The sequence below is a fragment of the Gibbsiella greigii genome, from assembly GCF_039540155.1.
Classification (GTDB): domain Bacteria; phylum Pseudomonadota; class Gammaproteobacteria; order Enterobacterales; family Enterobacteriaceae; genus Gibbsiella; species Gibbsiella quercinecans.
This window is the reverse complement of the sequence record NZ_BAABEM010000005.1, coordinates 17,460-31,173: the sequence shown is the minus strand read 5'-3', so window position 1 is coordinate 31,173 and position 13,714 is coordinate 17,460. Positions and strand designations below refer to the sequence as shown.

The 13,714-nt window shown below is 56.1% G+C and carries 11 protein-coding genes; all 11 read left to right on the top strand.

Annotation, left to right across the window (positions count from 1 at the left end):
* Window positions 1–3 precede the first annotated feature (3 nt).
* The 11 genes from baeS to AC559G_RS02025 all read left to right on the top strand — a co-directional run bounded on the left by baeS (window position 4) and on the right by AC559G_RS02025 (window position 13,473).
* A complete protein-coding gene (gene baeS / locus AC559G_RS02075; RefSeq protein ID WP_498910934.1) occupies window positions 4–1,386 on the top strand; it encodes a two-component system sensor histidine kinase BaeS in 1,383 nt (460 codons plus the stop codon).
* Window positions 1,386–2,099, top strand: coding sequence for an envelope stress response regulator BaeR (gene baeR / locus AC559G_RS02070; RefSeq protein ID WP_121553775.1), 714 nt, complete (start codon window positions 1,386–1,388; stop codon window positions 2,097–2,099). Before baeS ends, baeR begins: the two co-directional genes overlap by 1 nt.
* A gap of 441 nt (window positions 2,100–2,540) precedes the next feature.
* Window positions 2,541–2,879, top strand: coding sequence for a YegP family protein (locus AC559G_RS02065; RefSeq protein ID WP_438596858.1), 339 nt, complete (start codon window positions 2,541–2,543; stop codon window positions 2,877–2,879).
* Window positions 2,880–3,048: 169 nt separating this feature from the next.
* Entirely contained in the window at window positions 3,049–4,401 is a 1,353-nt protein-coding gene (trhP, locus tag AC559G_RS02060; RefSeq protein ID WP_498910932.1) for a peptidase U32 family protein, read from the top strand.
* A gap of 470 nt (window positions 4,402–4,871) precedes the next feature.
* A complete protein-coding gene (gene yegS, locus AC559G_RS02055; protein WP_121555699.1) occupies window positions 4,872–5,771 on the top strand; it encodes a lipid kinase YegS in 900 nt (299 codons plus the stop codon).
* Window positions 5,772–5,996: 225 nt separating this feature from the next.
* Window positions 5,997–7,211, top strand: coding sequence for a starvation-sensing protein RspA (rspA, locus tag AC559G_RS02050; RefSeq protein ID WP_121555700.1), 1,215 nt, complete (start codon window positions 5,997–5,999; stop codon window positions 7,209–7,211).
* 14 nt (window positions 7,212–7,225) lie between these two features.
* Window positions 7,226–8,239 carry a Zn-dependent oxidoreductase gene (locus AC559G_RS02045; RefSeq protein WP_498911267.1) on the top strand — a complete coding sequence of 338 codons (1,014 nt, stop codon included), beginning with the start codon at window positions 7,226–7,228 and terminating at the stop codon, window positions 8,237–8,239.
* 60 nt (window positions 8,240–8,299) lie between these two features.
* Window positions 8,300–9,703: an MFS transporter gene (locus AC559G_RS02040; protein WP_462614132.1), complete on the top strand. Its 1,404-nt coding sequence runs from the start codon at window positions 8,300–8,302 to the stop codon at window positions 9,701–9,703.
* Between the two features lie 112 nt (window positions 9,704–9,815).
* Window positions 9,816–11,279 carry a mannitol dehydrogenase family protein gene (locus tag AC559G_RS02035; protein ID WP_498910928.1) on the top strand — a complete coding sequence of 488 codons (1,464 nt, stop codon included), beginning with the start codon at window positions 9,816–9,818 and terminating at the stop codon, window positions 11,277–11,279.
* A 65-nt stretch (window positions 11,280–11,344) separates the two neighbouring features.
* A complete protein-coding gene (locus AC559G_RS02030) occupies window positions 11,345–12,685 on the top strand; it encodes an MFS transporter (protein ID WP_121555702.1) in 1,341 nt (446 codons plus the stop codon).
* Window positions 12,686–12,786: 101 nt separating this feature from the next.
* Window positions 12,787–13,473, top strand: a complete 687-nt coding sequence (locus AC559G_RS02025; protein ID WP_121555712.1) for a GntR family transcriptional regulator — start codon at window positions 12,787–12,789, stop codon at window positions 13,471–13,473.
* The last annotated feature ends 241 nt before the right edge of the window (window positions 13,474–13,714 follow it).

Genomic DNA, 13,714 nt, shown 5'->3' with positions numbered 1-13,714 from the left:
GCAATGAGAATAGGTATCACCGGGAAACTGTTTATGGCGATCTTCGCCACCTGCATGCTGGTATTGATCACCATGCACTGGGGCGTGCGCATCAGCTTCGAACGTGGCTTTATCGACTATATCAAACACACCAACGAACAACGCATCCAGATGCTGAGCGATGCGCTGGAAGATCAATACAACCAACACGGCAATTGGACCTTCCTGCGCAATAACGATCAGGCGGTTTTCCAGATCATGCGTTCGTTTGATCAAAACGGCGACAACCGCCATAACATGCCGCCCAAGGGCTGGCGCTCCCAGTTCTGGGTTGTCGACAGCAACTTCAAACGGCTGGTCGGCCATGCCGGCCCGGTTTCGCTGGAAGGCAACCGCTATCCTATCCACTACCAGGGGGCCGTCGTCGGTTGGGTGATCGCCACGCCGCCGGAACGCCTGACGCGCAACGCCGACATCAATTTCGATCGTCAGCAACGCACCACCAGTTGGCTGATCGTCGCGTTGTCCACCCTGCTGGCCGCCGCCGTCACCTGGCTGATGTCACGCGGCCTGCTGGCCCCGGTCAAGCGCCTGGTGGCCGGCACACACCAGTTAGCCGCCGGGGATTTCTCCACCCGCGTGGCGGTCAGCAGCCAGGATGAGCTGGGGCGGCTGGCGCAGGACTTTAACCAGTTGGCCACCTCGTTGGAAAAAAACGAACAGATGCGGCGGGCCTTTATGGCCGATGTTTCCCATGAACTGCGCACCCCGCTGGCGGTGCTGCGCGGTGAGTTGGAAGCATTGCAGGACGGTGTGCGCCAGGCCACGCCGGCTTCGCTCGCCTCGCTGCAGGCGGAGGTTTCCACCCTGACCAAGCTGGTCGACGATTTGCACCAGTTGTCGCTGTCCGACGTCGGCGCCCTGGCCTATCGCAAATCACAGGTCGATTGCGTGCACTTGCTGCAGGTGGCCGTCGCGGCCTTTCGCGAACGTTTCCACGCCAAAGGGCTGAGCATCACCACCCGCCTGCCGGAACAAGCGCCGCTGTTCGGCGATCCGGACCGCCTTAACCAGCTGTTTAATAACCTGCTGGAGAACAGCCTGCGCTATACCGATGCCGGCGGTAACCTGGAGATTGGTCTGGAGCAAACGCCGGGGCAGATGGTGATTTATCTGCAGGACAGCACGCCGGGCATCAGCGATGAACTGCTGGCGCGTATTTTCGAGCGTTTTTACCGTGCCGAAGGCTCGCGCAACCGCGCCAGCGGCGGCTCTGGCCTGGGGCTGGCGATTTGCCAGAACATTGTTGAAGCGCACGGTGGTAGAATCCATGCGCAGCACTCGCCTTTGGGCGGCGTACGCATTACGGTAGAGTTACCTTCGGGCATGAACAACAAGGCAGCATAATGGAAAACCAAATTCAGCCGTTACAGATCATGATCGTGGAAGATGAGCCCAAACTGGGCCAATTGCTGGTGGATTACCTGCAAGCAGCGAACTACGCCACCCAGTGGCTGACCAACGGCAGCGAGGTGGTGCCTGCCGTGCAGCGCCAGCAACCGTCGTTGATCCTGCTGGATCTGATGTTGCCCGGCACCGACGGCCTGAGCATTTGCCGCGAACTGCGCCGTTTTAGCGATGTGCCAATCATCATGGTCACGGCAAAGATTGAAGAGATCGATCGCCTGCTGGGGCTGGAGATCGGCGCGGACGATTATATTTGCAAACCCTACAGCCCGCGGGAAGTGGTGGCTCGGGTGAAAACCATCCTGCGCCGCTGCCAACGCCCGGTGGACGTGCAAGACAGCGCCCAACTCTATATTGACGAACCGCGCTTTCAGGCCAGTTATCAGGGGCACCTGCTGGATTTAACCCCGGCGGAATTCCGCCTGCTGAAAACGCTGGCCAGCCAGCCCGGCAACGTGTTCTCACGCGAGCAGTTGCTCAATAACCTGTATGACGATTACCGCGTGGTGACCGACCGCACGATCGACAGCCATATCAAAAACCTGCGCCGCAAGCTGGAACTGATTGACGGCGAGAAAGCATTTATTCGTTCCGTTTACGGCGTGGGCTACCGCTGGGAGGCGGAAGCCTGCCGGTTGCTCAACGGCGCTTAGCATTTGTTACGTTTTTGCAGATAGGCGCCTTCAATGGCTTCAACACCGCTGCTCCTCTCACCAAATGCGTTGTCTTTAGGATTTAACTTATGTCAAAGCCGAAGATTAGGTTGCCCGGTGGCGATAGATTGGGGTGTTGACCTTCCACGCGCATCTTGGCCTGCCGAGCAAGGCGATTCCCATTACAACGATGATTACAGATAACGGGGGCTCTGGCTGATAGAGAATTGCGGCATTAAACCCTGCCCCCACGCCAATGATAGCCACCGCATTCCCGAACCTGAAATCCCCCCAGACCTAAACGCAATTTGTTCACCGAACATGCATAAAAAACGCGCATTTTTTGCGCTGGAACACACAACTCACGCCGGTATCTCATTGCCCGATCGCGCTTTGGCTACACTTAAATCATCAACAACAACCCATAAAAGGAGAGGGATTATGGCAAACGGCCACTATGAGTTGAAAAAATCAGCGAACGGGCAATTTCATTTCAGCCTGAAAGCCAGCAACGGCGAGATTATTCTTGCCAGCGAAATGTATGCCAGCAAGGCTTCAGCGGAAAACGGCATTTCATCCGTGCAAAACAATGCCCCCTTTGAAGAACTGTATGAGCTGAAAACCAGCACCAGCGGCAAACCGTACTTCGTGCTAAAGGCCAAAAACCATCAGGTGATTGGCACCAGCGAACTATACAGTTCGCCAGCTGCGGCGAAAAACGGCATCCAGTCCGTCATCAAAAACGGCCCAACAACCGATGTGCGCGATTTAAGCGCATAACCGCTGCCCGCGCGGTGCTTGCATCGCGCGTTTCCCACCGCCAAAAAACATTCCCACGAAATAATTCCGGTTACTGGCTGATTTCTTGCCGCGCTACCGTTACAATTCCCCGCTTTCGTTGCGCCATTAGTTGGCGCGGCACTGACCTGAAATCAGACCGAGAATCACCATGTTTACACCAGAACTTCTTTCCCCGGCCGGCACGCTGAAAAATATGCGTTACGCCTTCGCCTACGGCGCCGATGCGGTATACGCCGGCCAACCACGCTATAGCCTGCGGGTACGCAACAACGAATTCAACCACGAGAACCTGGCGCAGGGCATCAACGAAGCGCACGCGCTGGGTAAAAAATTCTACGTGGTGGTTAACATCGCCCCGCACAATGCCAAGCTGAAAACCTTCCTGCGCGATCTGAAACCAGTGATCGATATGGGCCCGGATGCGCTGATCATGTCCGATCCGGGGCTGATCATGATGGTGCGCGAAGCCTTCCCGCAAATGGCGGTTCATCTGTCGGTGCAGGCCAACGCAGTCAACTGGGCAACGGTCAAATTTTGGCAGCAAATGGGCCTGACGCGCGTGATCCTGTCGCGCGAACTGTCGCTGGAAGAAATTGCGGAAATCCGTAGCCAGGTGCCGGAAATGGAGCTGGAAATCTTTGTGCACGGCGCCTTGTGCATGGCCTATTCCGGCCGCTGCCTGCTTTCCGGCTATATCAACAAACGCGATCCCAACCAGGGCACCTGTACCAACGCTTGCCGCTGGCAATACAAGGCCGAAGAAGGTAAAGAAGACGACGTGGGCAACATCGTGCACCTGCATGAACCGATCCCAGTGCAAAGCGTTGAACCGACGCTGGGCATCGGCACGCCGACCGACAAAGTGTTCATGCTCTCTGAAGTGCAGAAACCGGGTGAATACATGAGCGCTTTTGAAGATGAGCACGGCACCTACATCATGAACTCCAAAGACCTGCGCGCCATTCAGCACGTGGAACGCCTGACCCAACTCGGTGTCCATTCGCTGAAAATCGAAGGCCGCACCAAGTCTTTCTACTACTGTGCCCGCACCGCCCAGGTTTATCGCCGCGCCATTGACGACGCCGCCGCCGGCAAACCTTTTGATCCCAGCCTGCTGACCACGCTGGAAGGCCTGGCGCACCGTGGCTATACCGAAGGCTTTTTGCGCCGCCACACTCACGACTCGCACCAGAACTATGAATATGGCTCGTCGATCTCCGAGCGCCAGCAGTTCGTCGGGGAATTTACCGGGGTGCGCCGTGATGGCCTGGCAGAAGTGGATGTGAAAAACAAATTTTCCGTGGGTGACAGCGTGGAACTGATGTCGCCGGGCGGCAACGTGGTGTTTACGCTGGAAAGTATGCAGAATAAAAAAGGCGAGCAAATTGATGTGGCGCCAGGCAATGGGCACATTGTTTATTTGCCGCTGCCTGAAGATATTGATCTAAATTATGCCTTGTTGATTCGTAATTTGTCCGACGGCAAAAATAGCGCGGCATAACGGCAAAAACGCACTCAATAAATGGGGCTTTTAGCAAATATTAGGATTAGATCACATCTATTGCTCATCGGCTTGGTTAATATCTCCTCGCGAAAACCAAGAACGAAAATATTTGCATAGCAATACTAGGAACCACCTCCTTGGCCAACCCAATCTCCCTTGGGTTGGCTCTTCTTTTTTTCCTGTCGTTTTCACTCCCTAATAATAACCCCATGTTTATGTATTAATTTTATTTATACTCTATACCTATACCTAAAATAATCTGAGCAACAAAACCGGCAATTATTTTATGGAAAGTGATACTACAGCTAACGAATTAATTACCAGTTCTAATATTTTTAGGCTGGCGTTACCAAAAAAGAATCATCCGCCTGCCACACTACCGCACGGATACTCACTGAATATTCCTATGGTTTATAACCAGCTTGTAGTTTATCGTTATTGAAACTCTATCAGTCAGGAGAAGACACATGGAGCAACACACACCAACGCTGCTTATCATTAACGGTAAAGGTGCCGGTGATGACTTGGTGCGTGCCGCTGTGAAGAAGCTGCGCAATGAAGGCGAGATCCTGCACGTTCGCGTAACCTGGGAGTACGGCGATGCCACGCGCTACGTGAATGAAGCCAGCGCAATGCAGGCCGGCACGGTTATCGCCGGCGGCGGCGACGGCACGATTAACGAAGTGGCCGCCGCCCTGGCACAGCTGCCGGCAAAAAGCCGCCCGGTGCTGGGTATTCTGCCGTTGGGCACCGCCAACGATTTTGCCATGGCTTGCAATATCCCGCTGGTTGCCGAACAGGCGCTGAGCCTGGCGATCAAAGGCCGGGCCGTGCCTATCGATCTGGCCAAGGTGAACGACCAGCGTTATTTCATCAATATGGCGACCGGCGGCTTCGGCACCCGCATCACTACGGAAACCCCGGAAAAACTCAAGGCCGCGCTGGGCGGCGTTTCCTACTTTATTCATGGGCTGCTGCGGATGGATACGCTCAAGGCCGACAACTGCGAAATCCGCGGCCCGGATTTCCGCTGGGCCGGCGATGCGTTAGTGATCGGCATCGGCAACGGCAAACAGGCCGGCGGTGGCCAGCAGCTGTGCCCAGATGCCCTGATCAACGATGGCCTGCTGCAACTGCGCCTGCTGATTGCCGATGAGCTGCTGCCGGCACTGATCGCCAGCCTGTTCAACGGTGAAGAGAACAAGAATGTGGTCAGTGCCGCCCTGCCCTGGGTGGAAATCGATGCCCCGCATGAAATGACGTTCAACCTTGACGGCGAGCCGCTAAAAGGCACCCATTTCCGCATTGAAGTGCTGCCCGGTGTGATCGAATGCCGGCTTCCGCCTAACTGCCAGTTGCTGGGCTAAGCCGCCAATAAGCCGGCGGCCCAACTCGGCCAACTCTTTTCTTGCATGGCGGCCAACCGGCCGCCACGGCTTTATTCACGTTTTCATCCAAAACCAGCTGCAAAAGCTCACCCTATTCTGTGATCCACTCCTGCAAATCCATTAAATCATACTTGTATGGTAGTTAATCCAGGGCGTATTTTTTAGCCATCGACCTCTTATCAATCAGTACGGGATGTAGATGCTATGAAAATTGTTAAGGCCGAAGTGTTTGTTACCTGCCCGGGAAGAAACTTCGTCACGCTGAAAATCACCACCGATAGCGGTATTACCGGCCTGGGCGATGCCACACTCAATGGGCGCGAACTGCCGGTGGCTTCTTACCTGAAAGATCACCTTTGCCCGCAGCTCATCGGCCGCGATGCACACCAGATAGAAGATATCTGGCAATTCTTTTACAAAGGGGCCTACTGGCGCCGCGGGCCGGTGACCATGTCCGCCATTTCCGCCATCGATATGGCGCTGTGGGATATCAAAGCCAAAGCGGCCAATATGCCACTGTACCAACTGCTGGGCGGCGCTTCGCGCACCGGCGTTATGGTGTACTGCCACACCACCGGCCATTCCATCAGCGAAGTGCTGGAAGATTATGCGCGCCATCAAGAAATCGGCTTTAAGGCGATCCGCGTGCAGTGCGGCGTGCCCGGAATGAAAACCACCTACGGTATGGCCAAAGGCAAAGGCCAGGCCTATGAGCCCGCCACCAAGGGCAACTGGCCGGAAGAACAGTTGTGGTCAACGGAAAAATACCTGGATTTCACCCCCAAACTGTTTGACGCCGTGCGGGAAAAGTTTGGCTTTAACGAACATCTGCTGCACGACATGCACCACCGCCTCACCCCGATTGAAGCGGCGCGTTTCGGCAAGAGCATCGAACAATACCGCCTGTTCTGGATGGAAGACCCAACGCCGGCGGAAAACCAGGCCTGTTTCCGCCTGATCCGCCAGCACACCGTCACCCCGATCGCCGTCGGCGAAGTCTTCAACAGCATCTGGGACTGCAAACAGCTGATTGAAGAACAACTGATCGATTACATCCGCACCACCATCACCCACGCAGGCGGTATTACCGGCATGCGCCGCATCGCCGACTTTGCCTCGCTGTATCAGGTGCGCACCGGTTCGCACGGCCCGTCGGATCTGTCGCCGGTCTGTATGGCCGCCGCCTTGCACTTCGATTTGTGGGTACCGAACTTTGGCGTGCAGGAATACATGGGCTACTCCGAACAGATGCTGGAAGTGTTCCCGCACAACTGGACCTTTGATGACGGCTATATGCACCCCGGCGACAAACCGGGCCTGGGCATCGAGTTTGACGAGAAGCTGGCGGCGAAATATCCGTACGAGCCGGCTTACCTGCCTGTCGCTCGCCTGGAAGACGGCACCTTATGGAACTGGTAATGGGAGACACCAACATGCAAAGCGTCGTTATCGAACAACCGGGCCTGCTGACGATACAGCAGCGCCCGCTGCCGCAACCCACCGCCAATGAAGTGCGGGTAAAGATAAAATTCGCCGGCATCTGCGGTTCGGATGTGCACATCTACCACGGCCACAACCCGTTCGCCAAATACCCGCGGGTGATTGGCCATGAATTTTTCGGCGTGATCGATGCGGTAGGCAGAGATGTCGATCCCAAGCGCATCGGCGAGCGCGTATCGGTCGATCCCGTGGTTAACTGCGGCCACTGCTACCCTTGCTCCGTAGGCCGCCCCAACGTCTGCACCCAGCTTCAGGTGATCGGCGTGCACCGCGACGGCGGGTTCAGCCATTATGCCTGCGCCCCGGCGCGCAACGCCCACCACATCCCGGACAGCATCAGCGATCGCCACGCCGCTATGGTCGAGCCGTTTACCATTGCGGCCAACATCACCGCGCATTTGCAGCCCACAGAGCAGGACATCGCCCTGATCTACGGCGCAGGCCCGATGGGCTTGACGGTGGTGCAAGCGCTGAAAGGGGTTTACGGCGTCAAACAGGTGATCGTGGTCGATCGTATCCCGGAACGCCTGGCGATGGCGCAGGAAAACGGCGCCGATCGGGTGTTCAACAATACCCATCTCGATCTGGCAACAGAGCTGCACAACCAGGGGCTCCACCCTACGCTGATCGTCGACGCCGCCTGCCACCCGGCCATCTTGCCGGAAGCCATTGCCTTGGCTTCACCGGCGGCGCGCATCGGCATCATGGGCTTTTCTTCCGATCCTTGCGTGTTGAGCCAACAGGCAATCACCAGCAAGGAAATCGCGATCCACAGCTCGCGTTTAAACAGCAACCGTTTTCCGCAGGTTATTAGTTGGATGACGGAGCACAAGATCCATCCTGAAAAACTGATTACTCATCAGTTTAATTATACGCAGGTACTTGAAGCGATAGAGATTTTCGAAAAAGACCAACGGCAATGCTGTAAGGTTTTATTGGAATTCTAGCCACCGCACGCTGTACCTCATTTGCTGTATCTACAACTATAAATTGCAGAGAACAGAAATATGAATACCAATACAAAAAATCATGCTCAGCCAGAAAGAAGCACCAAGGATTTGGTTAAGGCGGCCGTTTCAGGCTGGCTGGGCACAGCGCTGGAGTTTATGGATTTCCAGCTCTATTCACTCGGGGCAGCATTAGTTTTTCATGAAATATTTTTCCCAGAACAATCCGCCGCCATGGCATTAATTCTGGCGATGGGGACTTACGGCGCGGGCTATATTGCCCGTATCGTCGGTGCCTTCTTCTTTGGCCGGATGGGGGATACGATCGGCCGCAAAAAAGTCTTGTTTATTACCATCACCATGATGGGGATCTGCACAACGCTAATCGGCGTGCTGCCAACCTACGCACAAATTGGTATTTTCGCCCCGCTGCTGCTGGTCTTGCTGCGTATTATCCAGGGGCTAGGAGCCGGCGCGGAAATTTCCGGCGCCGGTACCATGCTGGCCGAATATGCGCCGAAGGGCAAACGCGGGATTATTTCCTCGCTGGTGGCCATGGGCACTAACTGCGGCACCCTGTCGGCTACGGCGATTTGGGCCATCATGTTCTTCTTCCTCAGCAAAGAAGAGCTGTTGGCCTGGGGCTGGCGCGTGCCGTTCCTGGCCAGCGTGGTGGTGATGATCTTCGCCATCTGGCTGCGAATGAACCTGAAAGAAAGCCCAGTATTTGAAAAGGTTAAAGAAGATACGGTAGACAGCATCGCCACCCAGGCTATTGCCGATAAGACCCACTCGCTTGGCGCCATGTTCAGCAGCAAATCATTCTGGCTGGCGACCGGGCTGCGTTTCGGCCAGGCGGGGAACTCAGGGCTGATCCAAACTTTCCTGGCCGGCTATTTGGTGCAAACCCTGCTGTTTGAGAAAGCCATCCCCACAGATGCGCTGATGATCAGCTCCGCCATTGGCTTCATCACCATCCCGCTGCTGGGTTGGATATCCGATAAAATCGGCCGCCGCGTGCCTTATATCATCGTCAATATCTCCGCCATTATTTTGGCCTACCCGATGCTGTCGATGATTGTTGATAAGAGCAACAGCGTAAACGTGATCATGGCTTCCATCATCATTATCCATAACGTCGCCGTGCTGGGGCTATTCGCACTGGAAAACATCACCATGGCGGAGATCTTCGGCTCACGTAACCGCTTTACCCGCATGGCCATTTCCAAAGAGGCGGGCGGATTAATCGCCGTCGGCTTTGGGCCGGTGCTGGCCAGCATTTTCTGTACGCTCACCGATTCGTGGTGGCCCATCATGGCCATGGTCATTGGCTACTCGCTGATTGGCCTGATGTCTGCACTATTGATGCCGGAAGTTCGGGATCGTGATCTGAGCATCCTCGAAGACGCCGCGGAGATCAAACCCGAAGCGGCCGTAAAACACGGGGTACAAAAAAGCTACTGATACGCGCAGCGCCATTACCTCACCCCAGCAATGCGTGAATGACATCATCAAACCACGTGCTGCCGCAGATTGTTTTCTGCGGCAGCACGGCCAGCAAAACGAGTGGGAGAAAATGAAAAATAACCTGTTATCAGCCAACGCCATTGTTCCACATTACGATCGCAACCAATTAAAGCCGCGGATTGTTCACCTCGGTTTTGGCGCATTCCACCGCGCCCACCAAGGGGTATATGCCGATCTGCTGGCCAGCGATCATGGCAGCGACTGGGGATATTGCGAAGTTAACCTGATCGGCGGTGAGCAACAGATTACCGATATCAAGCAACAGGATCTGTTGTATTCGGTGGCGGAAATGGACAGCGACGGCTGGCGCGCCCGCGTCGTCGGCGTGGTCAGGCAGGCGTTGCACCTCAAGGTTGACGGCCTGGAAGCGGTATTGGCGGCCATGGCGCAGCCAGAAGTCGCCATTGTCTCGCTGACCATTACCGAAAAAGGCTATTGCTACCGGCCCGCAACCGGGCAGCTCATCACCGATCATCCGGCGATCCAACATGATATCGCCAATCCGGCGCAGCCACAGACGGCGCCGGGCCTGATTTTGGCTGCGCTGCGCCTGCGCCGCAGCCGCGGCCTGCCGGCGTTTACCGTAATGTCCTGCGACAACATGCCGGAAAACGGCCACGTTACCCGCAACGTCATCACTCAGTTGGCGCAGCAGCAGGATAGTGAACTGGCCGATTGGGTGCGGGAAAACGTCAGCTTCCCTTCAACGATGGTCGATCGCATCGTCCCGGCCGTTACGCCGGAAACCCTGCAGCACCTGGAAACGCTGCTGGGCGGCGTGGCCGATCCGGCCGGCGTGGCCTGCGAACCGTTCCGCCAGTGGGTCATTGAAGATAATTTCCCCCAAGGCCGCCCGGCATGGGAGAAAGTGGGCGCGGAATTGGTGCCCGATGTGCTGCCGTATGAAGAAATGAAACTGCGGATGCTCAACGGCAGCCACTCCTTCCTGGCCTATCTGGGCTATCTGGCCGGTTACCCGCACATCAACGACTGCATGCAGGACGATAACTTTGCCGCCGCCGCCCGCCGGCTGATGCTGGAAGAGCAGGCTCCAACCCTGCGCACTGAAGGGGTGGATCTGGTGCACTATGCCGATTCGTTATTAGCGCGCTACCGCAACACGGCGCTCAAACACCGCACCTGGCAAATCGCCATGGACGGTACGCAAAAACTGCCGCAGCGCATGCTGGATTCCATTCGCTGGCACCTGGCCAACGGCAGCCGCTTTGACTGCCTGGCGTTGGGCGTGGCCGGCTGGATGCGTTACGCCAGCGGTAAAGACGAGCAAGGGCAGCCGATTGAAATCAGCGATCCGCTGCGTGATGAGATAGCCAACCGGGTGGCGGGCAGCGAGGATGGGCCGGCACGCGTGCAGGCGCTGTTGCAGATGGAAAGCGTATTCGGCCGCGATCTGCCGGAAAACCCCACCTTTGTTAACAACGTAACGGCGGCTTATCAGCAGTTGTTGGCGCTCGGGGCCAAAAACACGGTCGCCAAACTGGCAACGCAATAACCTTCGCCAGGCAGCCCTGCGCCCGCCGTGAATACGGCGGGCAAGCGAAATACGGGAGAAATATTATGCCTCAGGTCACGACACACTCGGCGGCGTTTGCAGCTAAAGGAGATACGGCACTACTACGGCGCGTTGCAGGCGCTTCCGCTATCGGCACGGCGGCTGAATATTATGATTTTTTCGCCTACGGCACCGCTGCCGTATTGTTTTTTGGGCAATTGTTTTTCCCCAATGCCGATCCCTTAATCAGTACCCTGGCCGCCTTTGCCACCTACGCGGTCGGTTTCCTGGCCCGCCCGCTAGGTGGGATTGTCTTCGGGCATATCGGCGATAAAGTCGGGCGTAAAAAAGCATTGGTCATTACCATCCTGATCGTCGGCCTGGGCACATTTTGTATCGGGCTGCTGCCAACCTATGAAAAAATCGGCATCCTGGCACCGATTGCGCTGATTTTTATCCGTATCTTGCAAGGGTTCGGCGTGGGCGGCGAGCAGGCCGGCGCCGTCCTGATGACCGCCGAATACTCGCCCCCTGCGCGGCGCGGCTTTTTCTCCAGTTGGGTGCAAATCGGCGCGCCCGCCGGCTTCCTGCTGCCTTCCGGCCTGTTTGCTCTGCTTACCGCCCTGCTATCGCGAGAGCAGATGCTCGACTGGGGCTGGCGCATCCCCTTCCTGCTCAGCCTGCTGCTGGTGATCGTCGGGCTATTTATCCGCCTGCGGATTGATGAATCACCGGTTTTTGCCCAAATCCGCGCCACCAAAGCCGTGGAAACGCGCCCCGTGGTAGAAGTGATCCGCAGCTTTCCCGGCCTGATCGCCAAAGGCGTTTGCGCCAAATTGATTGAAGCCTGCGCCTTCGCCATGTTCACCGTGATCGTCCTGGCCTATGGCAAGGCCAATCAACTCAGTGAAAGCATCCTGTTGGAGGCGATGATCGTCGCCGTGGTGCTGGAGATTTTCGCTATTCCGCTGATGGGGCATCTTTCCGACAAACTGGGGCGCAGGCCAATCTATATCGCCGGTGCTCTATTGCAAGTGGTCTGCATTGTGCCATTTTTTATGGCCATCAACCTGGACAACTATTTCATCACCCAGATCGCGATGATCGTGGTGCTGACGCTGGGCCATAGCTTGTGCTATGCCCCACAGGCTTCCTATTTTCCTGAGCTCTTTCCAACACGCATTCGCTGCAGCGGCATCGCGCTCATCTGGCAAATCGGCTCACTGATTGGCAGCGGGGTGCTCGGCCTGATTGCGGTGAAAATCCTGCAGATGACCGGCGGCCATTATTACGGCCTGGCAGGTTATATGATAGTGCTAGGCGTGGTATCCGCGATTGGGCTGAGCCGGATGCCGGAAACGGCGCCGCTGCGGCGGGGACAGGAATACCAGGATTGGCACTATTAACAGTGCACTATCTAACCCGCGGGCGGATGAAACCGCCCGCACGGCAAAGAGAATCTGCTAGTATGGTTGCATTCGAAAAGCCCTGGACATTACGCGTTGCCATGCCTGAATCTTACAACCTGACCAATAATGTGCCGGTCAACCAGCAGATCTACCAGTTTTTGCGCAAGGATATCGTCGAGTGCACCATTCCACCCGGTACACTGCTTTCCGAAAAAGAAATTTCCACGCGCTTTAACGTTTCACGCCAACCGGTACGGGAAGCCTTCATCAAACTGGCGGAAGCCGGGCTGGTGCAGATTTTGCCGCAGCGCGGCACCTTTGTGATGAAGATATCGGCCAAACGCGTGGCCGACGGGCGTTTTATCCGCCAGGCGGTGGAGTGCGCCATCGTGCGCCGCGCCGCCACCAGCATTACGCCACAGCAATTAATGCAGTTGGAGCATAACCTACACCGCCAGACATTGGCGGCGCAGAATCACCAGATCCGCGAATTCCTGGCGCTGGATGACACATTTCATCAATCGCTGACTCAGATTGCCAATTGCCCCTTGGCATGGGAAACCATTGAAACCATCAAGGCGACTATGGACCGCGTGCGCTTTCTCAGCCTGAGCGAAGTATCACCGCCGGAAAGCCTGATCCTGCAGCACCACCGAATTTTCGATGCGCTGAAAGCCCACGATCCCGACGCCGCCGAACGCGCTATCCATGCCCACCTGCAAGAAATGATTTACTCCATCACGCCGATCAGCCAACAGAACGACGCGTGGTTTGAAAGCGAATAACCCCCGCCCCCTTCCTTTTAGGGCGGGCTGGTCACCCATGTCCAGATAACTGGACACTCGTCATGATAATTTCGCTTTGCAAAATGGCATTTCCCGACGATCGCATCTATTGTTTCTCCTGGTTATCGGGATTTCATTAATCTTGTTTTAGCGGCTTCAACCACTGCTTTTTCATAACGCCGTAACCTTTACACCTGTCCTCTTGGGGTGGATATACAGCATATATGATGGCCACCCGGCC

What these genes read in the sequence shown, in the direction of transcription:
- baeS (WP_498910934.1), top strand. Translation starts at nt 4, where the DNA reads ATGAGAATAGGTATCACCGGGAAACTGTTTATGGCGATCTTCGCCACC.
- baeR (WP_121553775.1), top strand. Translation starts at nt 1,386, where the DNA reads ATGGAAAACCAAATTCAGCCGTTACAGATCATGATCGTGGAAGATGAG.
- AC559G_RS02065 (WP_438596858.1), top strand. Translation starts at nt 2,541, where the DNA reads ATGGCAAACGGCCACTATGAGTTGAAAAAATCAGCGAACGGGCAATTT.
- trhP (WP_498910932.1), top strand. Translation starts at nt 3,049, where the DNA reads ATGTTTACACCAGAACTTCTTTCCCCGGCCGGCACGCTGAAAAATATG.
- yegS (WP_121555699.1), top strand. Translation starts at nt 4,872, where the DNA reads ATGGAGCAACACACACCAACGCTGCTTATCATTAACGGTAAAGGTGCC.
- rspA (WP_121555700.1), top strand. Translation starts at nt 5,997, where the DNA reads ATGAAAATTGTTAAGGCCGAAGTGTTTGTTACCTGCCCGGGAAGAAAC.
- AC559G_RS02045 (WP_498911267.1), top strand. Translation starts at nt 7,226, where the DNA reads ATGCAAAGCGTCGTTATCGAACAACCGGGCCTGCTGACGATACAGCAG.
- AC559G_RS02040 (WP_462614132.1), top strand. Translation starts at nt 8,300, where the DNA reads ATGAATACCAATACAAAAAATCATGCTCAGCCAGAAAGAAGCACCAAG.
- AC559G_RS02035 (WP_498910928.1), top strand. Translation starts at nt 9,816, where the DNA reads ATGAAAAATAACCTGTTATCAGCCAACGCCATTGTTCCACATTACGAT.
- AC559G_RS02030 (WP_121555702.1), top strand. Translation starts at nt 11,345, where the DNA reads ATGCCTCAGGTCACGACACACTCGGCGGCGTTTGCAGCTAAAGGAGAT.
- AC559G_RS02025 (WP_121555712.1), top strand. Translation starts at nt 12,787, where the DNA reads ATGCCTGAATCTTACAACCTGACCAATAATGTGCCGGTCAACCAGCAG.